At 72.2% G+C, this 23,740-nt stretch carries 17 protein-coding genes and 4 pseudogenes; 7 read left to right on the forward strand and 14 right to left on the reverse strand.

The window, feature by feature from the left end:
• Positions 1-11: 11 nt before the first annotated feature.
• The 6 genes and pseudogenes from AB0M56_RS13205 to AB0M56_RS13230 all read right to left on the reverse strand — a co-directional run bounded on the left by AB0M56_RS13205 (position 12) and on the right by AB0M56_RS13230 (position 5,355).
• Complete coding sequence (locus AB0M56_RS13205) at positions 12-590, reverse strand: DUF5134 domain-containing protein (RefSeq protein ID WP_364174603.1); 579 nt, start codon at positions 588-590, stop codon at positions 12-14.
• A gap of 188 nt (positions 591-778) precedes the next feature.
• Positions 779-1,949: pseudogene (locus AB0M56_RS13210) on the reverse strand (lipid-transfer protein).
• Positions 1,946-2,331: pseudogene (locus AB0M56_RS13215) on the reverse strand (acyl dehydratase). Before AB0M56_RS13215 ends, AB0M56_RS13210 begins: the two co-directional pseudogenes overlap by 4 nt.
• A pseudogene (locus tag AB0M56_RS13220) lies at positions 2,328-3,240 on the reverse strand (OB-fold domain-containing protein). The pseudogenes AB0M56_RS13215 and AB0M56_RS13220 overlap by 4 nt, the downstream one beginning before the upstream one ends.
• Positions 3,237-4,405, reverse strand: a pseudogene (locus tag AB0M56_RS13225) (acyl-CoA dehydrogenase family protein). Before AB0M56_RS13225 ends, AB0M56_RS13220 begins: the two co-directional pseudogenes overlap by 4 nt.
• Positions 4,402-5,355, reverse strand: a complete 954-nt coding sequence (locus AB0M56_RS13230; RefSeq protein WP_364174606.1) for an acyl-CoA dehydrogenase family protein — start codon at positions 5,353-5,355, stop codon at positions 4,402-4,404. The pseudogene AB0M56_RS13225 and the gene AB0M56_RS13230 overlap by 4 nt, the downstream one beginning before the upstream one ends.
• Positions 5,356-5,505: 150 nt before the next feature.
• On the opposite strand from AB0M56_RS13230, the gene AB0M56_RS13235 reads away from it, so the two are divergent.
• A complete protein-coding gene (locus AB0M56_RS13235; RefSeq protein WP_364174608.1) occupies positions 5,506-6,456 on the forward strand; it encodes an alpha/beta fold hydrolase in 951 nt (316 codons plus the stop codon).
• Positions 6,457-6,459: 3 nt separating this feature from the next.
• Here AB0M56_RS13235 and AB0M56_RS13240 read toward each other — a convergent pair whose 3' ends face one another.
• On the reverse strand, positions 6,460-7,011 hold the full coding sequence (locus AB0M56_RS13240; RefSeq protein ID WP_364174936.1) for a Uma2 family endonuclease: 552 nt from the start codon (positions 7,009-7,011) through the stop codon (positions 6,460-6,462).
• 504 nt (positions 7,012-7,515) lie between these two features.
• Between AB0M56_RS13240 and AB0M56_RS13245 the strand changes: the two genes are divergently transcribed.
• From AB0M56_RS13245 to AB0M56_RS13255, 3 genes are read left to right on the forward strand one after another with little or no spacing between them, the layout of a single operon-like run.
• Positions 7,516-9,198 (forward strand): TIGR04141 family sporadically distributed protein, encoded by a 1,683-nt coding sequence (locus AB0M56_RS13245; RefSeq protein WP_364174610.1) that lies wholly within the window; start codon positions 7,516-7,518, stop codon positions 9,196-9,198.
• A 38-nt stretch (positions 9,199-9,236) separates the two neighbouring features.
• Positions 9,237-9,458, forward strand: a complete 222-nt coding sequence (locus AB0M56_RS13250; RefSeq protein ID WP_364174612.1) for a nuclear transport factor 2 family protein — start codon at positions 9,237-9,239, stop codon at positions 9,456-9,458.
• A 19-nt stretch (positions 9,459-9,477) separates the two neighbouring features.
• The gene (locus AB0M56_RS13255) at positions 9,478-9,624 is read left to right on the forward strand and encodes a hypothetical protein (protein WP_364174615.1); all 147 of its coding nucleotides are present in this window, start codon (positions 9,478-9,480) and stop codon (positions 9,622-9,624) included.
• Here AB0M56_RS13255 and AB0M56_RS13260 read toward each other — a convergent pair.
• The gene (locus AB0M56_RS13260; RefSeq protein WP_364174618.1) at positions 9,621-11,015 is read right to left on the reverse strand and encodes a wax ester/triacylglycerol synthase family O-acyltransferase; all 1,395 of its coding nucleotides are present in this window, start codon (positions 11,013-11,015) and stop codon (positions 9,621-9,623) included. The two genes, AB0M56_RS13255 and AB0M56_RS13260, sit on opposite strands and share 4 nt — an antisense overlap.
• A gap of 58 nt (positions 11,016-11,073) precedes the next feature.
• Here AB0M56_RS13260 and AB0M56_RS13265 point away from each other — a divergent pair, with 58 nt between their 5' ends.
• Positions 11,074-12,318: an alpha/beta hydrolase gene (locus AB0M56_RS13265; RefSeq protein WP_364174621.1), complete on the forward strand. Its 1,245-nt coding sequence runs from the start codon at positions 11,074-11,076 to the stop codon at positions 12,316-12,318.
• A 212-nt stretch (positions 12,319-12,530) separates the two neighbouring features.
• On the opposite strand, the gene AB0M56_RS13270 is transcribed toward AB0M56_RS13265, so the two are convergent.
• Complete coding sequence (locus AB0M56_RS13270; protein ID WP_364174623.1) at positions 12,531-13,751, reverse strand: FAD-dependent oxidoreductase; 1,221 nt, start codon at positions 13,749-13,751, stop codon at positions 12,531-12,533.
• A gap of 14 nt (positions 13,752-13,765) precedes the next feature.
• A complete protein-coding gene (gene folE / locus AB0M56_RS13275; protein WP_220238222.1) occupies positions 13,766-14,365 on the reverse strand; it encodes a GTP cyclohydrolase I FolE in 600 nt (199 codons plus the stop codon).
• A gap of 200 nt (positions 14,366-14,565) precedes the next feature.
• Here folE and AB0M56_RS13280 point away from each other — a divergent pair, with 200 nt between their 5' ends.
• Positions 14,566-15,210: a transcriptional regulator gene (locus AB0M56_RS13280; protein WP_364174939.1), complete on the forward strand. Its 645-nt coding sequence runs from the start codon at positions 14,566-14,568 to the stop codon at positions 15,208-15,210.
• Positions 15,211-15,631: 421 nt separating this feature from the next.
• Here the strand turns inward: AB0M56_RS13280 and AB0M56_RS13285 are convergent, their stop codons facing one another.
• The 3 genes from AB0M56_RS13285 to AB0M56_RS13295 form a co-directional block, all read right to left on the reverse strand.
• Positions 15,632-16,792, reverse strand: a complete 1,161-nt coding sequence (locus AB0M56_RS13285) for an SWIM zinc finger family protein (RefSeq protein WP_364174626.1) — start codon at positions 16,790-16,792, stop codon at positions 15,632-15,634.
• A complete protein-coding gene (locus AB0M56_RS13290) occupies positions 16,792-19,533 on the reverse strand; it encodes a DEAD/DEAH box helicase (RefSeq protein WP_364174629.1) in 2,742 nt (913 codons plus the stop codon). Before AB0M56_RS13290 ends, AB0M56_RS13285 begins: the two co-directional genes overlap by 1 nt.
• A gap of 170 nt (positions 19,534-19,703) precedes the next feature.
• Positions 19,704-21,926, reverse strand: coding sequence for an acyl-CoA dehydrogenase family protein (locus tag AB0M56_RS13295; protein WP_364174632.1), 2,223 nt, complete (start codon positions 21,924-21,926; stop codon positions 19,704-19,706).
• Positions 21,927-22,071: 145 nt separating this feature from the next.
• On the opposite strand from AB0M56_RS13295, the gene kstR reads away from it, so the two are divergent.
• A complete protein-coding gene (gene kstR, locus AB0M56_RS13300) occupies positions 22,072-22,701 on the forward strand; it encodes a cholesterol catabolism transcriptional regulator KstR (RefSeq protein ID WP_364174635.1) in 630 nt (209 codons plus the stop codon).
• A gap of 36 nt (positions 22,702-22,737) precedes the next feature.
• Here kstR and AB0M56_RS13305 read toward each other — a convergent pair whose 3' ends face one another.
• A complete protein-coding gene (locus AB0M56_RS13305) occupies positions 22,738-23,727 on the reverse strand; it encodes a TIGR03557 family F420-dependent LLM class oxidoreductase (protein ID WP_364174638.1) in 990 nt (329 codons plus the stop codon).
• Positions 23,728-23,740: the final 13 nt, after the last annotated feature.

Consider the following 23,740-nt stretch of genomic DNA (forward strand, 5'->3'; position numbering starts at 1 on the left):
GCCACACTCCGTCACACCGCAGCGAGCAGCAGGTACCCCATACCCGCACCCATCACCGCGCGGCACACCGTGCGCGAGGTCAGCCCGGGTGCGGCCGCGCCGCGCGTGCGCACCGCGACCACTCCCGACCGTGCGGCGTCGGCCACGAAGTACACCGCGCCCAGCACGGCGAGCAGAGGTACCGCGAGCCGGACGTCCATTGAGGACATCGTGAGCCACGGGCCGTGGACCATGCCGTCGTGGGGCATCGCGGTCACCATGTACAGCATCGCGGCCGCCGACAGCGCGTGGTGCCCGCAGCCCGAAGCGTGCGCCGCGTGCGCCTGACCCCGCCCGCGCCACCAGGCGAACCCGAACCAGGCCGCCGTGAGCACGAACACCGCCTGCCAGCCGGCGGCGGGAATGGGGCCGCCGGCGGGAGAGATCATCGCCACCATGGCCACCACGAGCAGCAGCTCGGCGAGGTCGGCGTTGCGCACGCCGGAGCCGAGGCGCGCGTAGTCGAGCCGCACGAGCCGCAGCACGCACGGCAGCGCGAGCACCGCGAAGACCGCGGTGAGCAGCCACGCCACCAGCACCGGTGCACTCATGGCGAGCCCGCGAGGACGGTGGATCCGGACATCGTCGTGCCTGCTTTCACGCTGCGTCGCTGATCTCCGCTCCACGGTGACATTCCACGGCGGGTGAGCACCAGCCAGCAAAGAGGTGAAAGCCGTTGCCCCACAAGAGTTACCGCCCTTGTGGAGCTACCCGTACGGGGCCAGGGTATGGGTCGCGCTTAGTGACGAGTCAAGACCAGTCCACTGGTCGGGACGCCGGTGCCCGCGGTCACCAGCACAGTCTCGGCGTCGCGCACCTGGTTCACGGCCGTGCCGCGGATCTGGCGCACGGCCTCGGCGATGCCGTTCATGCCGTGGATGTAGGCCTCGCCGAGCTGCCCGCCGTGCGGGTTCAGCGGCAGCGCGCCGTCCAGCGTCAGGGTGTCGCCTGGCGATGAAGTCCTTCGCCTCGCCGCGGCCGCAGAAGCCGAGCTCCTCCAGCTGCATCAGCACGTACGGGGTGAAGTGGTCGTAGAGCACCGCGACGTCCACATCGGACGGTCCGAGCCCCGACCGCGCCCACAGCTGCCGGCCCACCACACCCATCTCGGGCAGCGCGGCGAGGTCGTCGCGGTAGTAGCTGGTCATCACGTACTGGTCCGGCCCGCTCCCCTGGGCCGCCGCGGCGACCACGGCCGGCGCGTGACGCAGGTCGAGCGCGCGCTCGACGCTCGTGACCACCAGCGCCACCCCGCCGTCGCTCTCCTGGCAGCAGTCGAGCAGGTGCAGCGGTTCCGCGACCCAGCGCGACGCCTGGTGCTCGGCGAGCGTGATCGGCCGGCCGTGGAACCACGCCGCCGGGTTGGTCGCGGCGTGCACGCGATCCACCACGGCGACGCGGCCGAAGTCCTCGCTCGTGGCGCCGTAGTCGTGCAGGTAGCGGCGCGCGATCATGGCGACGGTGGCGGCCGGCGTCGCGATGCCCATCGGGTAGTGGAACGCGTTGTCCACACCGGACGAGTTCACCTGCGTCGCCGCGGCGGCCGACACGCGGCCGAAGCGCTGTTCGGAGCGTTCGTTGAAGGCCCGGTACACCACCACGACGTCGGCGACACCGGTGGCCACGGCCATCGCGGCCTGCTGCACCGTCGCGGCCGCGGCGCCGCCGCCGTAGTGGATGCGGCTGAAGAAATTTGAGCTCCGGGATGCCGAGCTCGCGGGCCAGCGCGATCTCCGCGGTGCCGTCCATCGTGAACGACACCAGTCAGTCCACTTCGGACGCCGACGGGCCGGCGTCGGTCAGCGCGTGCGTCACGCATTCGGCCGCCAACCTGAGTTCGCTGCGACCCGAATCCTTGGAGAACTCCGTGGCCCGATTCCGGCGATCGCCGCCGCGCCCGCCAACGTCACGACGCACCACCGGGCAGGGTGAGGGAGACCGCGCCGGTCAGGTGTTCGCCCAGGCTGCCGGTGGCGGACACAGCGAGCTCGACGTCGTCGCCGGAGCGGGAGACGACCTGACCGGTGAACGTGAGCGTGTCCCCGCGGAACACGGCACACCGAGGCGGATCTCGATCGAGCGGACCAGTGCCTCGGGCCCGGCCCACTCGCTCACGAACCGTTGCACGAGACCGGTGTCGGTGGGGATGTTGAGGAAGATGTCCTTCGAACCCCGGGCGAGGGCGGCGTCGCGGTCGTGGTGCACGTCCTGGAAGTCGCGGGTCGCGAGCGCGGTGCTGACCACAAACGTCGTTGTCGCCTCGATCCGCAACGACGGCACGACCTCACTCATCGCGCCACCCGCCACGCCGGCAAGGTCAGCTCGTCGTCGACCCGCACGAACGCGGCGACCACCGGCAGCCCGACCCGCACCTCGTCCGGCGCCGCGTCGAGCTGCTCCGCCATCACGCGCACGCCCTCCTCCAGCTCCACGAGCGCCACCACGAACGGCAGCCGCTTGCCCGGCACCGGCGGGTGGTGGTGCACGACGTAGCTGTAGACCGTGCCACGCCCGCTCGCGACGACGTAGTCCGGTGTCGCCGCCAGCGAGCCGTCGGGCGACATCGGGCCCGGCGGGTGCCGCAGCGTGTCGCCCCACCGCTGGATGCGCAGCTCGCCGTCGGACAGGCCGGCCCAGAAGAACTCCGTGTCCCGGCTGATCACCGGCCGCAGCACGGGCGCCGGTGGTTCGGAAACGGCCGCAGGCCGGAACTTCAGCACCCGGAACACCATGTCCGCCACCGGCTCGCCGTCCACGGTCCACGACGTCCGCGTGGTCACGAACCAGCCCTCACCCAACGCGGTGCGCTTCGGCCCGGCGACGTCCAGCAGCTCCGTCGTGGCCGCGACGCGCTCCCCCGGCCGCAGATAGCGGTGGTAGGTCTGGTCGGAGTTCGTCGCGACGACGGACGTGTACCCGGCTTCGTCGAGCACCGCCATGATCGCGCCCATCGGGTCGTCGTCCGCGCGCCCGCCGTGCAGCCCCGCCATCGTCCACACCTTGCGCCATCGCCGGCGGCGCCACCAGTCCCTTGTGGACGGAAGCCGACGCGACCGCGGGCTCGACGTAGACGGGATTGGCGTCCCCGATCGCCTCCACCCAGTTGTTCACCATGGCCTGGTTCACCGGATCCCGCGCGAGCCGCGGCGCGCACGGTCCCGCGGCGGCGATCTTCGCGGCGGCTTCCTCGATCGTCGTCATCGCGGCACCCTCGGCAGTCCCAGCCCGGCGGAGGCGATCAGCTCGCGCTGGATTTCGCTGACGCCCCCGCCTGACGTCAGCACCAGGTTGCGTTTGGCCAGCACGTCGAGCCACTCGGCGAGCTCGGCCGTCTCCGGGTCGGCGAGGTCGCCCTGGGCGCCCCACGAGCTCTTCCAACAGCCGCCCGATCCGCTGGATGCGCTCGGAGGCGAACACCTTCGTCGCCGACGCGTCGGCCACCGCGACCGGGCCCGTCCCCGAAGCAACCTGCCCGTTGAGCAGCTCGTTCACGCGCGCCACCGCGAACGTCTCGGCCAGCACCGCGCGCACGTCCGGCAGGTCGAGCAACGGCAGGCCGTCCGGGTGCGCCGCGCGGCGGCCCACGCCCACACGCGGTCGTGCAGGCCGCCGATCCGCCCGGCCGGGCCGAGCATCACGCGCTCGTGGTTGAGCTGGTGGTGATCAGCCGCCAGCCCTCGTTCTCGCGGCCCACCAGCAGGTCCGCCGGCACCGGACGTTCTCGTAGTAGGTGGCGTTCACGTGGTGGGCGCCGTCGCAGGTGATGATCGGCGTCCACGAGTAGCCGGGGTCGCGCGTGTCGACGACGGGATCGAGATGCCCTTGTGCTTGGGCGCGTCGGGCGAGGTCCGCACGGCGAGCCAGATGTAGTCCGCGTCGTGGCCACCGGTGGTGAAGATCTTCTGGCCGTTGACCACGTACTCGTCGCCTTCCCGGACCGCGCGGGTCCGCAGCGAAGCCAGGTCCGTGCCCGCCTCGGGTTCGGTGTAGCCGATGGCGAAGTGGATCTCGCCCGCGAGGATCCGCGGCAGGAACCGCGCCTTCTGCTCCTCGGTGCCGAATTCCTGCAGCGTCGGGTCCACGGTCTGCAGCGTCACCGACGGCAGCTGCACGTCGGCGCGCGCGGCCTCGTCCACCAACAGGTGCTGCTCGACCTCGCCGAACCCTGGCCGCCGTAGCGCTTCGGCCAGCCGACGCCGAGCTTGCCGTCGCGGCCCAGGCGCCGCACGACCTCGCGGTACACCGGCCCGTGGCGCTCCCGCAGCAGCACCCGGTGTTCCTCGGGCGTCAGCAGGCCCGCGAAGTACTCCCGCAGCTCGGTGCGCAACGTCTGCTGCGCGGCCGTCAGCTCGATGTGCGTGCTCACCCGGCCACCCGCTCCCCCAGCCGGCCCAGCCGGTGCGCGGCGCCGCCGATCGCCCGGCCGAGGTCCTTCACCGCCGAGGAGTAGCGGTGCAGCGGGTACTCGCGGTCGACGCCGAGGCCGCCGTGCAGGTGGTGGCACGTCGCGAGAGCGGCAGGCGCCTGGTCGGTGAGCCAGTAGGCGGCGACGTCGAGCTCCGTGTCGGCGTCGAGGCCCGCCGCCAGCCGCCACCCGGCCGACGTCGCGGCCAGGTGCACGGTCCGGGCGGCCACGTAGACGTCGGCGATCTGCTGGGCCACGGCCTGGAACGCGGCCAGCGGACGGCCGAACTGCGTGCGTTCGGCAAGGTGGCGCGTGGTCAGGGCGAGCGCGCCGGCCAGCAGCCCGTCGCCGAGCGCCAGCGCGCCCGCGAGCGCGAACCGGTGCAGCGTGGCGACGGCGTGGCCGGGCGAGCGGTCGCGCAGGAACTCCGTGTCGGCGAGCCGCACCCCGGCCAGCCGCACGGTGTACTCGGGTGAGCCACCGGAGCTGGGCGTGCGGACGAGATCGACGCCGTCGGCGCACGGGTCGATCAGCGCCACGGCGGTGCCACCCGGCAGCGCGACCGGGGTGAGGATCCGCGTGGCGTCCGCGGCATACGGCACGCCCGTCTTCACGCCGGTGAGCTGCCACACACCGTCGGCGGCCTCTCCGACGGTGTCGGGAACGGTCGTGAGCGGCGCGGACGGCTCGTGCAACGCGGCGCGGCAGCCGCGCGGCCGGCTTCGGTCAGCACGGGCGGCGACCTCCGCGAAGCCGAGCCCGTCGCCCCCGAGGTCCGCGGGCAGTGCGAGCGCGAGCAGCCCGGCGCCGGCCAGCGCGCGCCACTGCTCTGCCGCGTCGGCGGATTTGCCGAGCACCCTTGCGGACAGCGCGGTGGTCTCGGCCTGCGTATCGTCTGGGGTGAAGTCCACGCCGGTCCCTCCCTCCGGATGGCCGTCACAAGTGGAACACGTTCTAGTCTTAACCGGAAGGGGCGGGCTCGGCAACCCCCCGGTGGCCTCGGCAACCGGGTACGCCAGAAGCGGAACAGGCCGTCGAGCGAAGAGGGGTGCCGAGTCGACGTGGGTGCGGAACAGGTTCTCCTAGGCGCGCTCAGCGACGTCGGCTGGCAGGCGACCCGGAAGGTGGCCACGATCCCGCCCACGGCCGGGGTGCCGGACCCGGAGCCGCTTTCACTGCCGGGCCGCGGCCAGACCGTGGTGGTCGACGTCGGCCCGCGCCAGGCACCCGCGATCATCCTGCTGCACTCCGTGGCCTGCACCGGCCTGCTGACCTGGTACCCCGTGCTGGACCGGCTTTCCGCGCACTACCGCGTGGTCGTGTTCGACCAGCGCTGGCACGGGCAGGGCATTCGCTCCCACGAGTTCACGCTGCAGGACTGCGCCGACGACGTCGTGGCTGTGGCCGACGCGCTCGGCATCGACCGGTTCATGATCGCCGGCTACTCGATGGGCGGCATGGTCGGGCAGATGGTCGCCTACCAGCAGCGCGAGCGCGTGAGCGGGCTCGTCCTGTGCTCCACGGCGAGCTACTTCCGCCGCGGCGTACGCCAGCGCGTGGCACTCGACCTGTTCGGACGCACGCTGCAGCTCATGCGCGACCAGGCCAAGATCGGCCTCGTCCCCGGCGACCCGCGCCGCGAACGGCTCGCGCGCCTGGAAGACCACCGGTGGGCGCTCGCCGAGTTCCGGTCCACGAGCCCCTGGGCCATCGCCGTCGCGCTCGACGAGATCGGCCGCTTCGACTCCGCGCCGTGGCTGCACACGCTGCGCGTGCCGACGTCGGTGGTCGTGACCAGCCGCGACGGCTTCATCGCGCCGGCGCACCAGCGGTCACTGGCCCGGCGCATCCCGGGCGCGGCGACGTACGAGATCCCCGCCGGGCACACGGCGTGCGTGCTCGCGGCGAACCAGTTCGTGCCGGCACTGATGGCGGCGTGCACATCGGTGCACGCGGCGATCGCCGACGAGGAAACCGGCCGGGTGCGCGAAGAAGAACCCGACTCGGCATGAAGATCAGTAGCTGGAAACCAGGTCCGCGGGGCTGAGGGAGATCCGGTAGGGCACCTCGAGGTGCACGGTCTCGTCGCCGGTGGCCTCGGCGTCGAGCACGAATTCGGTGCCCTCCAGGCGAAAACAGCTGAGCGTGGGCTCTCCTGGTTCGATCACCCAGTAGAACGGGCAGCCGGCCGCGGCGAGGCGGGCGGGTTTGAGGTGGCGGTCGATGTAGCGGCTGGACGGGGAAACGACCTCCACCGCGAGCACCGGCACGCCCACGAGCGCGCGCTCGGTGAAGGTCTCGCGCCGGCCGACCACCACGTCGGGGATCATCACGGTGAACTCGTCGAGCACGACGTCGACCGGTGCGGGGAGCACCTCGCAATCCGCGGGGCACACCGGGCTGAGCGCCGCGAGCAGGCGCGCGACGACCCTCTGGTGCAGCGGACGCGGGGACGGGCTCACCAGAAGCGTCCCGTCCACCAGTTCGTATCGATGGCGTTCATCCGTGATCGCCTCCAGGTCCCGACGGGTGAGACGGTCGCCGTGTGCGAACGACGGGACTGTCATCATGCTGCCCCCAGGACGGGCCGATCGGAAAACGACTAGGCCAGCGTAGACGGGCACACGCCGCAGCGCGAACCGTCCTCCTTCGAGCGGGAAACCCGGGCGGCCTATTCGTCCGCGCACCGTCCGGCGCTCGCCATCACGCAGGGTCACGAAAACGCGGAGAAACAGACCCGGACAGCCCAGGAGAACCCCCTTCGACAGGGCCGTTCGAGTTATGTGAGCGAATTCCCAAAATGGCCATTCCAGGTAGGGTAATACGACACCAATGGATTACCCGTTGGACGTCTGAGCTGGGCCGAAACCGATCTTTCGCGACGCCGTAAACGTCCCCTGTCCCGCGCAACATCACGTTATCATTGCGCGATCCGCCAGTGCGTGAAACCCCGAGTAAGGTGAACTTCACCATTCCGCATCACGTTCTCTCTCCGTGATTAACCGGGTGGACAAGAAAATCGCGCATTCTGACTCGACCTTCGCACGCGTCAGCACACTTCGGTGGTGGTCATGCCTGCCCCGTCCGCACCCAGCCGGCCCGTCTCCCTCTTCCGCCTCGACGGCACCGGCGCCGAGTCCGACCTGCTGGTGTCGCTCAAGCCCGAGCAGGTCACCACCGACACGACGGTGGACCTCTCCGGCACACGCGCGCGGCTGGTCGCCGGCGCGTTCCACACGGAGATCCCACAATGGCTTCCGCACGCGAGCGCGTTGACCGGCAGCGAACTCGACCTCTCCTCCACGTTGCCGTTCGCCGTGCTGCTCGTGCCGCGTCCACCTTGGACATACGCGGTGTCCTGGGGCGCCGGGCACCTCGTGCTCAACGACGAGTACGTGGAGCAGGGTTTCGGGCTGCTGTTCGGGATCCGCCGCCTCGATCCGTTCGACCTCGGGCTGGTGTCGAGCGCCGCGCTCGACGTCTCGGCACGCGCCACGCAGATCTCGATCCCGGGCGGTGGCGAGCTTTCCGCGTTCCGGCTGGAGCCCTACGGGGACCTCGTGAACCGGCTGGCCGGCTCGGCGGACCTGACCGACCTCACCTACGGGCGCGTGACCGGCAAGCGCTACCGGATCCGCGTCGGCAACTCCCTCTACGTGCCGCTTGCGAAGGAACCACAGGCTTTTCTCGCGGATCTCGACGCCGTCGGCGCGGTGGTGGACGAACCCGACGCGTCCTCGGCGCTGCGGTTCGTGGCGCAAACGCGGCCGCTCGACCGCCACCACCGGCTCGTGCCGACGCTGGAGGCGCGCCTGGCCGAAGCGCTCGGCGGCGACACCGACGCGTCACTCGGCCTGGCGTGGCCCGCGACCGCGGTGAACGACGCCGAGAACGCCGGCTCGTTCCGCATCACCGGCCTCGGCTCCGGCGGGCCATTGCACGTCGAGTCGCGCCTGGAGCTGGAACACCTCACCGGCCGCCTCGCGCAACTGCCCGAGGACAAGCGGGTGAAGGCTCTGCGCGCCGGGCACGTGGTGACGTGCGCCGACGAGGCCGGCGAGGAGGAGACCGGATCACCGGTGCAGGTCGCGAAGTGGCTCGTGTTCGAGACGACGATCGGGCACACGCGCTACGTGTTCCACCAGGGCCGCTGGTACCGCATCGGCGAGACGTACGTGGAGCAGATGCGCGAGCAGGTCTCGCAACTGCTCGCACGCAAGTACGAGTGGCCGGACCTCACGTGGAAACCCACCGGCGAGCCCGACGACGAGAACCGCTACTGCCGCCAGGTCGCCACGCTCGACGGGTACGTCTGCCTCGACCGCGACACCGCGACCACGCCGCTGCACCCGCGCTTCGAGCTGTGCGACCTGCTGGGCCCGCGCAACGAACTGATCCACGTGAAGTGGCTTGGCCGGGCGACGGCCGCCAGCCACCTCTACACCCAGGCGCTCGTGTCGGCCGAGGCGCTGCACGACGAGCCGGAAGCGTTGGCACAACTGGCCGAGAAGGTGTCCACATCGGACGACGGACGCGTGCTGACCGAGGCGCCGGACACCGTCGTGCTCGCCGCCGCCGGCCGCGCGTGGAACGTCGACGAGCTGTTCACCCTGTCGCAGGTCGCGCTGCTGCGCCTCGACCGGGCGGTGCGCAGCCTGCAGGCGACGCTGAAGTTCGCCGATATCCCTTACGTGGCTAAGAAGAAAACCACAGCGCAGCCCGCGAAACGCCGCCGGAAGGCGTGCCGCGGTTAGGCTGACCGCCGAACCCCGACGGCAAGGACGGTACGGCTGTGACTCCTGATCCCGAGATCCGTGCCCGGATCGAAGAGCACTGGCGGGCTTCCGAGCGCGGGGACATCGACGTCGAGCACGCGATCTACGCCGCCGACGCGATCCTGGACTACCCGCAGTCCGGCGAACGGTTCCGCGGCCGCGACCGCATCCGCGCGCAATTGCGGCGGCCACCCGGCCAAGCGGCACTTCACCATCAGCCGCATCACCGGCAGCGGTGACCTCTGGGTCAGCGAATGCGTGATCACCTACGACGGCGCGCCCACCCGTTCGGTGAGCGTCATGGAGTTCACCGACGGCTTCGTCACGCACGAGACGCAGTACTTCGCCGACCCGTTCCCCGCGCCCGAGTCGCGGGCGGCGATGGCGGAACGGATGCCCGACTAGGCCGGTGAGGCCTTCAGCAGCTCCGTCATCGCCTCGGGCAGGGCCTCGGCCAGTGGCCACAGGTCCTTCACGAGTTCCTTGGCGCCGAGCAGGCCGACGCCGACCTTGCCCTCGTAGGAGAAGACGGTGATGTTGAGCCCGGCGCCGTGGAAGACCGGGCCGAGCGGGTACAGGCCGGTGACGCGGGCGCCGAGCAGGTAGAGCGGCATCGGCGGGCCGGGCACGTTGGAGATGATCAGGTTGTGCACCACCGGGTGGCGCTCGGCCAGCCGCAGCGAGGAGTAGGCGCGCACGCCGAGGCCGAACGCCGTGGCCGGGGAGAACTGGGCCCAGTCGGCGAGCATGTCGGCGTCGATGTCGTAGTGGTGGTCCTTGGACAGGCGGTTGGCCTCGGCGAGGAAGAACACGCGCGCGGCCGGGTCACCCAGGTGGGTGGGCAGCGAGGCGAAGAACGCGGACACCTTGTTGCTGCCGTGGTCGCGTTCGGTGCGCTCGTGCACGGACACCGGCACGGTCGCCACCAGCGGGTCTTCCGGCAACTCGCCGCGGCCGAGCAGGAACTGCCGCAGCGCGCCGGAAACGAGCGCCAGCACCACGTCGTTGACCGTGACGCCGAAGGCATTCTTCACGCGCTTCACGTCGGCGAGGTCGACCTGGGCGTAGGCGACGCTGCGGTGGCCGGTGATCGTGCCGTTGAGCGACGTGCGGGGCGCGGTGAACGGGACCGGCATCCCCTTGCCGCGCAACGTCTTGCCGAGCCAGCGGGGCACGAGCTCCACCAGTTCCGGCAGCAGCTTCGCCATCTCGAACGGGCGGTGCACGAGTCCTTCCACGCTTTCGCGCAGGATCTCGACGCGCGTGGGCAGGCCGCTGTTGTGCTGCTTGTCCCGCGGGATTTCCGGCAGCGGCGGCTCCGGCTCGAGGCCGGCGAGGTAGGTGATCAGGCTGGCGCCGCCGACGCCGTCGATGCTCGCGTGGTGCATCTTGATGAGCACCGCGATGCCACCGTTGGACAAGCCCTCGATCACGTAGAACTGCCACAGCGGGTGCGCGCGGTCGAGCTGCTGGCCGGCGATGTGGGCGCACAGCTCGGCCAGCTCACGGTCGTCGCCGGGGGCCGGCACGCCGATGCGGTGCAGGTGGTTGTCGAGGTCGAAGTCCTCGTCCTCGACCCACACCGGGTGGCTGAGGTTCCAGAGTGGATTGTGCAGTTTGCGGCGGAATTCCGGAATCAGCGCGACGCGCTCGGCCAGCCTTCGCTGCAGCTCGGCGAACGAGTAGCCGCCGGGGATGGTGGACCCGTCGAGCGTGAGCAGCCCGCAGACGTGCAAGACCTGTGCAGGGGTCTCCAGGTAGAGGAAACTCGCATCCAGGCCGCTCAGTCTCTGCATGTCGTCAGGGTAAATCAGAACCGCGGACGGGGCGGGGCGCGGCGGTAACATCGGGAGGGTGAAACCGGCCTTCCTCGCTCGCCGGGCCACGCAGCTCGGCCTCACCGCCGTGGCCCTGCGCCCGCCGCGAAACCGCCTTACGTCGATCCCCGTGTTCTTCACCGCCTGGCTCACCGACGAGCTCGCTCCGCAGCTGCTGGCACTCACCGCGTTGGACACCGCGCAGCACATTGCGCGGCACGGGCGGCGGTCGTCGAAGGCCGGTGTCGCCTTGGCCGCGCTGTCGGCCGCCGGGCTGGGCGCGCTCGTGGCGACGGCGCAGAAAGCCCGCGGCGAGGTCGAGTCGGCGCTCACCGAGGCCCTCGGCCCGGACTACTCCGAGCGGCTGGCGCACCCGCCGAGCCCCCGCGACCTGGCGACGCCGTGGGGTCAGCTGGCGCTGCCGTTTCGCGGCGGCCACGACCCGGAGGTCGTGCGCGAGCGGAACATCCCCTACGCCCCGGGCGGCAAGCGGTTCCTGCTCGACGTCTTCCGGCCGGCGAAGCCGGTGACCGGCGCGCCCGTGCTGCTGCAGATCCACGGCGGCGCCTGGACGATCGGCACCAAGGACGAGCAGGGCCAGCCACTGATGCGCCACCTCGCGCGCCGCGGCTGGGTATGCGTGGCGATCAACTACCCGCTCGCGCCCGCCCACCGCTGGCCCGCGCACGTGGAGGCCGCGAAGCGCGCGCTGGTGTGGATCCGGTCGAACATCGCTTCGTACGGCGGGGATCCGGGCTTCGTGGCCGTGACGGGCGGCTCGGCCGGCGGGCACCTCGCCGCGCTGCTCGCGCTGAGCCAGAACGACCCGGCCCTGCAACCGGACTTCCCCGACGCCGACACCAGCGTGCAGGCGTGCGTGCCGCACTACGGCGTGTACGACATCGCGGCCACCAGCGGCGCGGCCGAGAGCCAGTACCGCCTGGAGAGCCTGCTGGCCCGCCGCATCTTCTCCCCCGACCGCGACCCGGTGACCTACCTCGACGACTACGTGGCCGCGTCCCCGCTCGACCGCGTCTCCGACTCGGCGCCACCGTTCTTCGTGATCCACGGCCGCAACGACTCGCTCGTGCCCGTCGAGGAGGCCCGCGAGTTCGTGGCCCGGCTGAGCGCGGCGTCCAAGCAACCCGTCGCCTACGCCGAACTCGCGGGCGCGCAGCACGCGTTCGACATCTTCCCCTCGATCCGCAGCGCCCATGTGGTCCGGGGCGTGGAACGGTTCCTCGACCACACCTACCGGGCGTGGGCCGCGGCGGACCGGTAGTTCAGAGTTCGAGCGGGGTGTTCGGGTCCGCGACCCGGTCTGTCGATCGGGCCTTCGCCGCAAGTGAGGGCCCGGGCGCTGACCTGCCGCCGTTCGCCGACGCCCCCTCGCCACGGCAAGCGGCGCGCCCTCGCGGCCCTGCGGACACAGCAACGGCCCCCACACTCCAGCCTTCCGACCATCGCGTGAGGGCCGCCGCACGGCGAGAAACCTCAGGGTTCAAGCGGCGCGTTCGGGTCCGCGAGCCGGTCGGCGTCGATCGGGCCTTCGGCGCGGATGAGGGCCTTGAGCTGGTCGCCGACGTCCCAGACGTTGACGTTCATGCCGGCCAGCACGTGGCCGTCGCGGAGCCAGAAGGCGATGAACTCGCGCGCCTCGACGTCACCGCGGAAGACGACGCGGTCGTAGGCGCCCGGGTCGACGTGGCCGTGGTACTCCATGCCCAGGTCGTACTGGTCGGTGTAGAAGTACGGGAGCTCGTCGTAGGTGGCGTCCTGGCCGGCCATCGCGGCGGCGGCGACGGCGGGCTGGTTGAGGGCGTTGGCCCAGTGCTCCACGCGCACGTGCTTGCCGAGCAGCGGGTGCAGCGCGGAGGCGACGTCGCCGGCGGCGAAGATGTCCGGGTCGGTGGTGCGCAGGGAGGAGTCGACCACCACGCCGTTGTCCACGGCCAGGCCCGCGGCCTGCGCGAGCTCGACGTTGGGCGCGGCGCCGACAGCGACGAGCACTGCGTCGGCCTCGACCACGGTGCCGTCGTCGAGCCGGACGCCCGTGGCCTTGCCACCGTCGGTGGTGATGGCCTCGACGTGCACACCGAGGCGCAGGTCGACGCCACGGGCGCGGTGCAGGTCGGCGAAGACCGTGGCGACCTCGCGGCCCAGCACGGCCAGCAGCGGCAGCTCCGCGACCTCCAGCACGGTCACCTCGGCCCCGGCCTCCCGCGCGGCGGCCGCGACCTCCAGGCCGATCCACCCCGCGCCGATCACGGCCAGGCGCGTGCCGGCGGTGAGCGTCTCCTTGAGCTTCGCGGAGTCGCCGAGGCGGCGCAGGTAGTGCACGCCCTCGGCGTCGCCGCCCGGGATCGGCAGGTGCCGCGGGCTCGAGCCGGTGGCCAGCAGCAGCTTGTCGTAGCCCACGGTCTCGCCGCCCTCGAGGCGGACCACGTGGTTGTCACGGTCAATGGCGGTGGCCGTGGCGCCCAGGCGCAGGTCCACGTCGTGCTCGGCGTACCAGCCCTCCTCGTGCACGAACACGCTGTCGCGCTCGGCCTTGCCGGCGAGGAAGTCCTTGGACAGCGGCGGGCGCTCGTAGGGCCGGTCGGCTTCGTCGCCGATGAGCGTCACCCGTCCGGCGAACCCCTGGGTCCGCAGTGCCTCAGCGGCCTTGGCGCCGGCCAGGCCCGCGCCGACGATGACAAAACCCTGCTCTGGCAAAGGAAACAACTCCTCTATGCGTTGACGCCCGTGAGTGCGAAGAACTCCTGGCGGGAGCGGGCATCCTCCCGCAACGTGCCCAGCAGTGTCGAGGTGACGGTGCTGGAGCCGGTGGCCTGCACGCCGCGCAGCGTCATGCACGTGTGCTCGGCCTCGATGACCACGCCGACTCCCTTCGGGCTCAGCTGCTCGCCCAGCCAGCCCGCGACCTGCTTCGTGAGCCGCTCCTGCACCTGCGGCCGGCACGCGAAGTGCTCGACCACGCGCGCGAGCTTCGACAGGCCGAGGATGCGGTCGCCCGGCAGGTAGCCGACGTGCGCGACGCCCGTGAACGGCAGCAAGTGGTGCTCGCACACCGACCGTACGGGGATGTCGCGGGCCAGCACCAGCTCGTCGTAGCCCTCGTCGTTGGGGAACGTGGTGAGGTCGAACGAGCGGGGCGTGAAGAGCTCCGCGTACGCGCGCGCCATGCGCTCGGGCGTGCCCTGCAGGCTCTCCGTGTCCAGGCTGACGCCGAGCGCCCGCAGGAAGTCGCCGGCGGCGCGCGCGGCGGCGGCGAGGTCGATGCCGGGGTCGGGTTCGTGGACGACGTGCAGAGCAGAGCCGGAGCGCATGGGGACCCCTCGGGGTTCGGCGGGTTTTCGTCCATGATTATTGGTCTTATTGTCGGTCTCGGTCAAGGTGACCAGTTCAACAGGGGTGTACTGATACTTGCGGACACCTTCGTGGGCGTTATCGTGGACCCGTGACGACTGAGCACGCCGCTCCCGCGATCAAGGCCGTGGCCGCGCTGGAGGAGGACCTGCGCCGCGGGATGTACACGTTCATCCGCGGCTCGGCGCGGCCCGTCACGCGCGACGAGGCCGCCGCGTCGGTCGGGATCTCGCGCAAGCTCGCCGCGTTCCACCTCGACAAGCTCGTGGACGCCGGCCTGCTGCGCTCGCGCTACGAGGCCGTCGGCGGCATCCGCAAGGTCGGCCGCACCCCGAAGGTCTACGAACCCGCCGACACCGACTTCGCCGTCACCATCCCGCCGCGCCGCCACGGCGTCCTCGCCGACATCCTCCTCGACGCCGTCGTCACCGAAGCCGAGGGCGAATCCGCCCGCGTCGCCGCCCTGCGCGTGGCGGGTGAGCGCGGCGAGGAGCTGGGCACCACCGAACGCGCCTCCCTGCGCCCCGGCCGCCTCGGCGCCGAACGCGGCCTGACGCTCACCGAAACCGTCCTCGCCCGGCAGGGCTTCGAGCCGCGCCGCGAAACGCCGACTTGCGTGCGGCTGCGCAACTGCCCGTTCCACCCGCTGGCCGGCAAGGCGCCGGACCTCGTGTGTGGGATCAACCAGGCGTTCCTGGGCGGCATCGTCGCGGGTCTGGAGGTGCCCGGTGTCGACGCGGTGCTGATCGATCCCGCGCCCGGTGGGTGCTGTGTGGAGCTGCGGGCGGATCAGGCCGGCGGGTAGGCGACGTCGAGGGCGCTCGTGGACGGTGGGCCGTCGAGCTGCCAGGTGCGACGGAGCTGCAGCTGGCCGTGCCTCGCGCAGCTGCCGCAGGACGCCGCACCGGGGAACGCCCCGGGCCCGCGCGTTGCGGCGGCCTGGAGGTAGACGGCGGCTGGCGCGGTGCCGGTCGACCTGCGGCACGGCCAAGACTGCGGCGCACGGCCGATCAGCCCGGCGGGAAGGCAACGTCAAGGGCGCTCGTGGACGGTGGGCCATCGAGCTGCCAGGTGCGACGGAGTTTCAGCAGGCCTTGCCTCGCGCGGCCGCGGCAGGACGCCGCGTCGGAGAGCGGCCCCAGGGCCAGCGCGTTGTGGCGGCCTGGAAGTAGCCGACGCGGTCCCGGTCGACCCGCAGCACGGCCGAAACTGCGACGCACAGCCGATCACCCCGGCGGGTAGGCGACGTCGAGGGCGCTCGTGGACGGTGGACCGTCGAGCTGCCAGGCCGAGCCGGTGCGGAGGAAGCGGTACCAGCGGTGGTCGCGACCGTAGCGGAGTTGCAGGGGGCCTTGGGTCACGCGGTTGCGCCAGGTCGTGATGGGGTCGGGGAGGCCGGTGTCCGAGAGGCAGGCGCGGGCGTCCGCGAGCGGGCCCGGGCCCGGGGACCACGTTTCGCGCAGGGCGGCGAGGCCGCCGCGGCCGGCTTCGCGCCAGGCGCCCGCCCGGGTGGTGAGTTCGGGCAGCGCGACACCAGCGGCCAGGGCCAGGGCGGGGAGTTCCTCGGGCGGGCGGGCGGCGGCGCGGCGGGCCAGGTCTTCCTCGAACGTCAGCTCGGCCGCGGTGCCACCCGAAACGAGCAGGTCGCGGGCGAGGGAGGCGGCGTCGGCGGCGAGGGTGCCGAGGGTGGCCGACGTCCAGCCCGTGCTCGGTGGTGGGTCGAGGTCGAGGACGGCGGGCGGGCCGGCGACGTCGGGCACCGGCGGCAACCGGGGAACTGCCGTGACGCGGCGGGCGTACGCGCGCTTCGGGGTGAGGCCGGGGTCGTGGACCTTCTTGCGTTGCGGGCGGTCCGGGGCGCGCAGCGTGCGCAGCCGAGCGAGGACCTCGTCGCGGGGGCGGCCGCGGAGTGTGAAGAGCACGAACGGGTTGTCGTCGACCTCGTCGGCCACGACGTAGTACACGGCGGCGACGTGTTTGCACGGGTTCGCCGAGTCGGGGCACGAGCAGCGCGGCCGAAGGTCACCCGGGCCCGGGAGCAGGTCGGTGCCCGCCTCACGGGCTTGCGCGGCCAGCTCCTCGGGCAGCTCGCCGTCGAGCAACGCGGCGGTGTGGCCGAGGCGGCGGCCGACGACGTCGAGCAGCGTGTCCCACTGCCGCGGCGAGAACTCGCGCATCCGGATCGTCACGCGGTACGGCTCGGGCCGGCTCCCGCGCACGCGCGCGGTGACCTCGCCGGCGCCGACGTGCAGCTCGCTCACGGTGTCCTTGCGCGCGTAGGTGCGCCCGCGCGGCAGGCGGTTCGGGTCGACGCTCGCCCGCTGCTCCAGCGCCTCCACCCAGGCGCGGCCCCACCAGGTGTTGCCGAACGTCCTTCGGGGCGGCATCACCCACCTCCGAGCCGCACGAGGTCGGCGAGCTGGTCGTCGGACAGCTCCGTGATCCAGTCCTCCCCCGCGCCGACCACGGCCTCGGCCAGCCCGCGCTTCGCCTCGAGCACCGTGGCGATGCGCTCCTCCAGCGTGCCCTCGGCGATCAGCCGGTGGACCTGCACCGGCCGGTCCTGCCCGATCCGGTACGCGCGGTCGGTCGCCTGGTCCTCCACGGCCGGGTTCCACCAGCGGTCGTAGTGGATCACGTGCGTCGCGCGCGTCAGGTTGAGCCCGACGCCACCCGCCTTGAGCGACAACAGGAACACCGGCACCTCGCCGGACTGGAACGACGCCACCAGCTCGTCGCGCCGCTTCGGCCCGACCTCGCCCGACAGCAGCACGACGGGCAGCCCGCGGTCGGCGAGCCGGCGTTCGAGCAGGCGGCACAGCTGCACGTACTGGCTGAACACGAGCACGCTGTCGCCCTCGTCGAGGATCACGTCGAGCAGCTCCTCGAACGCGGCGAGCTTGCCGGAGCGGCCGGTGAGGACTCCCCCGCTCTCCTTGAGGAACTGCGCGGGGTGGTTGCAGATCTGCTTGAGCTCGGTGAGCAGCTTGAGCACCTGCCCGCGCCGCTGCACGCCCTGCGACGCGCGGATCTCAGCCAGGTTCTCGCGCACGACGGCTTCGTACAGCGTGGTCTGCTCGGCCGTGAGCGGCACGAACCGGTCGGTCTCGGTCTTGCGTGGCAGCTCCGGCGCGATGTCGGGGTCGGTTTTCTTGCGCCGCAACAGAAAGGGGCGCACCGTCGTGGCCAGCCGCTGCGTGGCGGTCTGGTCGCGGTCGCGCTCGATGGGCCGCGCAACGGTGCGGCGGAAGCGGTCGAGCGGGCCGAGCAGACCCGGTGTCGTCCAGTCCATCAAGGACCACAGCTCGGTGAGCCGGTTCTCCACGGGCGTGCCGGTGAGCGCCACGCGCGCGGCGGCCGGGACCTTCCGCAGCTCTTTCGCCGTGGCGGACAACGGGTTCTTCACGTGCTGGGCCTCGTCCGCGGCGACCAGGCCCCAGTCCACTTCGGACAGTGTCGCGCGATCGCGGCGGACCACGCCGTAGGTGGCGAGCACGACCTCGTCGGGCAGCAGGTCGTCGAGGTGGCGGCCGCCGCCGTGGAAGCGGCGCACGCGCACGTCCGGCGCGAACCTGGCGAACTCGCGTTCCCAGTTGCCGAGCAGCGACGTCGGGCAAACGACCAGCGTGGGCCCGGCTTTCAGCGCGCGGCGGTGCAGGTGCAGCGCGATGAGCTGGATGGTCTTGCCCAGGCCCATGTCGTCGGCGAGGCACGCGCCGAGGCCGAGGCCGGTCATCGTGGCGAGCCAGCCGACACCCGCGAGCTGGTACGGGCGCAGCGTCGCCTCGAGCCCGTCGGGCGGGGCGACGGGCGCGGGGTCGCGTTCCTTGAGCCGGTCGACCAGCCCGGCGAGCGCGGGCTGCGCGGCGAACTCGACGGTTTCGCCGTCCAGCTCCAGCTCGCCCGTGAGCGCCGCCGCGAGGGCTTCGGCGCCGGTGAGCTTGCGGTTGCGCTTGGCGCGCATCCGGGCGAGCAGGCGCGAGTCGAGCTTCACCCATTGGCCGCGCAGGCGGACGAGCGGCCGCTTGGCCTCGGCCAGCGTGGCGACCTCCTCGTCGGTCAGCTCGGCGCCGCCGAGGGACAGGCGCCAGCGGAACTCCAGCAGGCCGTTGAGGGGGAACGCGGGACCTGCCTCGCTGGCCGGCGCCTGCGTCGCGCTCGCCTTGGCGCGGACTTCGCCGGCGAAAAGATCCTTGGGCCACAACACTTCGATGCCGGCGCTGCCCAGCTCGCGGCCGCCTGAGCCGAGCAGGTCCACGACGTCGTCATCGGACAGGGCCAGTTCCGTCGGCGCGGCTTCGGCGAGCACGCGGCCGAGCGGCGGCCACGCTCGCGCGCCGCGGCGCAGACCAAGCAGCAGCTGCGTTTCCACTTGGTCGCCGAGGCGGTGCAGCACGGCGTCGGGCGCGTCCCAGAGCGTCGCGGCTTCGACTACCAGGCTCGGCTCCAGCGCGGACCGCACGGCCAGCACGCCCGCGAACTGCTCGTCTTCGCGTGCTTCGAGCCGCAGGATCAGCTGCGCACCGTGGGGCCCGCGGGCGTCCAGCTCCGTGAGCCACGCCGCCCCGTCCGGCCCGATCAACGTCGGCTCGGCCTCCGCGAACGCCGGCCCACCCGCCCCGACGGACGCGGCGGGGCTGCGCACGAGCACGTCGGCCGCCGCGTCCCACAACGCCCGGACCAGCGACTCCGGCGAATGCAGCCGGATCCGCTTCACTCCGGACAACGGCAACGCGTGCGCCTCCGGCGGCAACGCCGACGCAAGCCCCCGCACCAGCTCCTCGTCGGCGGCGTCGAGCGGCCCCACCCGCCACGACCCCACCCCACCGGCCGTGAGCGCCGGCCGCAACCGCCCGCGCGCCACGAGGTTGACCCCGGCGTTCACCACCGCCGACCACGCGGCGATCGCCGGGCTCACGTCGTCGGGCACCACCAGCAGCCGCGGGATCGCGCGCGCCAGCGGCACGAGGCGGGCGTCCACCTTGGTGCGTGCGAACTTCTTGGCATTGGGCAGCACGAGCTCGATCGCGGTGTCCCCCGCGACCTCGTCGCCCCACAACGCCAGCACACCCTCCCGCGGCGGGTCCGAGGGAAGGTAGGTGGCCTGGGTCAGTGCGCCGAACTCCACGCTCAGCACCGTAGGGCAGGGGTACGACAAACGGGTCAGCGCGGGAGGTCAAACGGCCGGTCGGGCAGGCCGGATCACAGCCGCGGCACGGTGGCGCTGGAGTGCGAGGCGAAGCAGGCGACTCCGCGACGAACCACCCGCCGCCGCCTCAGCGCGGGCCGGCGAACGGGTCAGCGCGGGAGGCCCAGCACCCGCTCGGCCACTGCCGAGAGCAGGACCTGCGTCGTGCCGCCGGCGATGGAGAGGCAGCGGGTGAGGAGGAACTCGTGGGTCGGCGGGGTGCCGGGGAGCAGGTCCGGGGCGGTCGAGGGCGAATTCCGCGACGGACTGGCGGTGGCGGACGCCCAGGAGCTTCGCGACCGAGGACTCCGCGCCGGGGCCCTGGTGGTCGAGGCGGCGGAGGGTGGCGCGCAGGTCCAGGACGGAGCAGGCGCTGCCGGAGCCGATGAGGGCGCAGAGCCGTTCGCGGGTGGACGAGTCGAGCGTGGAGCCAAGCCGCCCAGATCGCCCTGCTCTCCCAGACCGCCCAGGCTGACCGAGCCGACTGGGTCACCCCGGTCGCCGTGGTCTCCCAGACCGGCCAGGCCGCCCGGGTCGACCACACCGCCCGGGTCACCCACCTCTCCGCGGCCAACCTCGTCGCCCGGACCGAGCCGGCCGACCAGGCCACCCACCAGAGCCTCCACACCCTCGCCCGCCGCGGAGCCCTTGCCGAGGGCCACGCGTTCGCCGGCGAGGGTGGTGCGGGCCAGGCGCCAGCCGTCGCCCGGGGATGCGACGACGTCGGCGTCCGGGACGAAGACGTCGTCGAGGAAGACCTCGTTGAAGACGCTCGCCCCGGTGATCTCGCGCAGCGGGCGCGTGGTGATGCCGGGTGAGCGCATGTCGACGAGGAAGTACGTGATGCCCTTGTGTTTGGGCGCCTCGGGGTCGGTGCGGGCCAGGCAGATGGCCCAGTCGGCCTCGTGCGCGAGCGAGGTCCACACCTTCTGCCCGCTGAGGCACCAGCCGCCGTCGACGCGGCGGGCGGCGGTGCGCAGCGACGCCAGGTCGGAGCCCGCGCCGGGTTCGCTGAACAGCTGGCACCACGTCAGCTCGCCGCGCAGCGTGGGGCCGGTGAACCGCGCGCGCTGCTCGTCGGTGCCGTGTTCGAGGATCGTCGGGACGGCCCACGCGCCGATCACGAGGTCCGGCCGGCGCACGCCGGCCTCCGCAAGGGCCGCGTCGATGCGCAGCTGTTCGGCGGCTCCGGCGGCCCCGGCCGAAAGGCGCAGGCCAGTGCGGCGCCAGCAGTCCCGCGTCGGCCAGCGCGACACGACGGCCGTCTTCCGGCAGGGCGGCGATCTCCCCACGCGCCGGGTGAGCTCCGGTGAGTCGTCCACGGCCACGTCGAGCGTGCGCCGCTGCCCCGCCAGCGCGAGGTCGGCCGCGCGCTGCCGCCACCGCCCCGAGCCGCCGAGCCAGTGCCGCAAGGCAAGAGCGCGGCGCAAGTACAGGTGCGCGGGGTGCTCCCACGTGAAGCCGATGCCGCCCAGCACCTGGACGCAGTCCTTGGCGTTGTCCACGGCCGCGTCGAGCGCCACCGCCGCCGCGCTCGCCGGGGCAACCGCGTGCTGCGGGCCGAAAGCCGCCGTTGCGGCGTCCCACGCCAGTGCCTCCGCCGCCTCGGCGCGGCACAGCATCTCGGCGCACAGGTGCTTCACCGCCTGGAACGCCCCGATCACCTGCCCGAACTGCTCCCGCACCCGCGCGTACTCGACCGCGGTCGTCAGGCACCACCGCGCGACCCCCGCCGCCTCCGCCACGGCCAAAGTCGCCGCGAAGTCCTCCGCGTCCGGCAGCTCCAGGACGTCCGCGACGGGCACCCGGTCGAAGTGCACCCGCGCGAGCGGACGCGAGAAGTCGAAGGGCGCCAACGGTTCCACGCACACCCCCGCGGCACCCGGCGGCAGCAGCACGTGACCGCTCGACACCGGCACCAGTAGCCACGCGCCGGCATCCGCACCCGGCACCGCTCCCGACGAACCCTGCAGAAACCCGTCGACACTCGGTGTTTCGAGCAGCACGGCCGCCCGCGCGCCACCGTCCGCGATCGCCTCCGCCACGTCCCCGCCGCCGAGCAGCAGCCCGGCCAACGCCGTGCTCAGCAACGGCCGCGGGGCCAGCTCCGAAGCCGCCGCGGCCAGCCCCGCAGTCAGATCCGCGACAGAGCCGCCTGCGCCACCCACCGACGGCGGCAACGCGACCCCGAACCCCAGGTCGGCAAACCGCGCGGGCAGCTGGGCACCGGCCCCCTCGGCCGCGCGCACGGCCGCGACCGGATCGTGGGCCCGGGCCCAGTCATGGATCGCGGCGGCCAGCGCCGCCTGTTCGCCGGTGAACGCGACCGCCATCGGGGCCTCCTCGCGGTACGGGACTACTCGCGGGTGTAGAACGTGTTACAGTTTTTCGGCCAGCGGGTCGGTAGTTGAACGTTTCGCCAGGGAAGGTACGCTGAACGCAGAACTGGAACGAGTTCCGCAAGACAGGAGAAGGCCGATGCCGGGCAAGGCGAAGGCTCCGGCGGCGAAGGCGCGCACCGGACTGGGCACGATCGGCGACGAGTTCGGCTCCGCGGCGCAGCGCGACCGCCGCCGCCGCATCATCGACGCCACGCTCGCGCTGGCCTCCAAGGGCGGCTACGACGCCGTGCAGATGCGGGCCGTCGCCGAGAAGGCCGACGTCGCATTGGGCACGCTCTACCGCTACTTCCCGTCGAAGATCCACCTGCTCGTGTCCGGCCTCGCGCGGCAGTTCGAGCGGGCGCAGGAGAAGCTGGAGCGCGCCGCGATCCCGGGCGAGACCCCCGCGGAGCGGCTGATGTTCGTGCTGGGCCGCAACACGCGGCTCATGCAGCGCGACCCGCACCTGACCGAGGCGATGGTGCGCGCGTTCATGTTCGCCGACACCTCCGCCGCGGCCGAGGTCGAGCTCGTCGGCCGGCTCATGGAGGACATGTTCGCGCAGGCCATGGGCATCGCCGAGCCCACGGAGTCCGATCGCGACATCTTCCACGTCGTCGCCGACGTGTGGATGGCCAACCTCGTGGCGTGGGTGACGCGCCGGGCGTCAGCCGCCGACGTCGCCCACCGCCTCGAGCTGTCGGTCCACCTGCTGCTGGACAAGTAGGGCCCGCCGGGCGCGGGCCCTACTCGGCCGAAGCAGTCAGGCAGTGAGCTTCGGCAGGACTTCCTTGCCGAAGACGTCGAGGAACTGGTCTTGGTTGCGGCCGACGTTGTGGATGTAGATGCGGTTGAAGCCGGCGTCGACGTACTTCTGCAGCGCCGCCCGGTGCACGTCGGGGTCGGAGGAGACGACCATGCGGCCCTCGAAGTCCTCGCGGCGCACGAGCTTGGCCATCTGCGCGAAGTCGAAGGGCGAACGCACGTCGGCCTTGGGGAACTTCATGCCACCGTTGGGCCACTGGTCCATGGCGTTGGTCCACGCGGTTTCGTCGTCCTCGGCCCAGGACAGGTGCACCTGCAGCAGCTTGGGCATGTCGTCGCCGTTCTTGCCGGCCTTCTTCGCGCCCGCGTTGAAGTTCTCCAGGATCCCCGCGAGCTTCTCGATCGAGGCGCCCGGGGTGATCAGCCCGTCGGCCAGCTCCCCGGTCTTGCGTGAGGTGTACGGGCCTGCGGAGGCGATGTACACCGGCGGCGGCGTGTCCGGCAGCGTCCACAGGCGCGTGGTGTGCAGCTTGAAGAACTCGCCGTTGTGCTTGACGTCCTTGCCCGTGAACAGCTTCCGGATCACCTCCAGCGCCTCGAACATCCGCCGCACCCGCTCCGGCGCCTCGGGCCAGTAACCGCCGATGATGTGCTCGTTGAGCGCCTCACCCGACCCGATCCCCAGCCACGTGCGGCCCGGATACGTCGCCTCCAGCGTCGCGGCGGCCTGCGCCACCATCGCCGGGTGCAACCGGAACGACGGGCACGTCACCCCGGGACCCAGGTCACCGGTGGTGTTCTCCGCCAGCGACGCCAGCATGCTCCACACGAACGAAGACTCACCCTGCTGCGGAACCCACGGCTGGAAGTGATCCGCCGCCATCTGCCCCGAAAAGCCCCGCTCCTCGCCCGCCTTCGCCAACCGAATCGACTCCCGCGGCGAAAACTGCTCCAACGCGGCCGCAAGACCGATCTGCACACCACTCACGCGAATTCCGCTC

It is taken from the genome of Amycolatopsis sp. NPDC051372 (assembly GCF_040682095.1).
In the GTDB taxonomy this organism is placed as follows: Bacteria; Actinomycetota; Actinomycetes; order Mycobacteriales; family Pseudonocardiaceae; genus Amycolatopsis.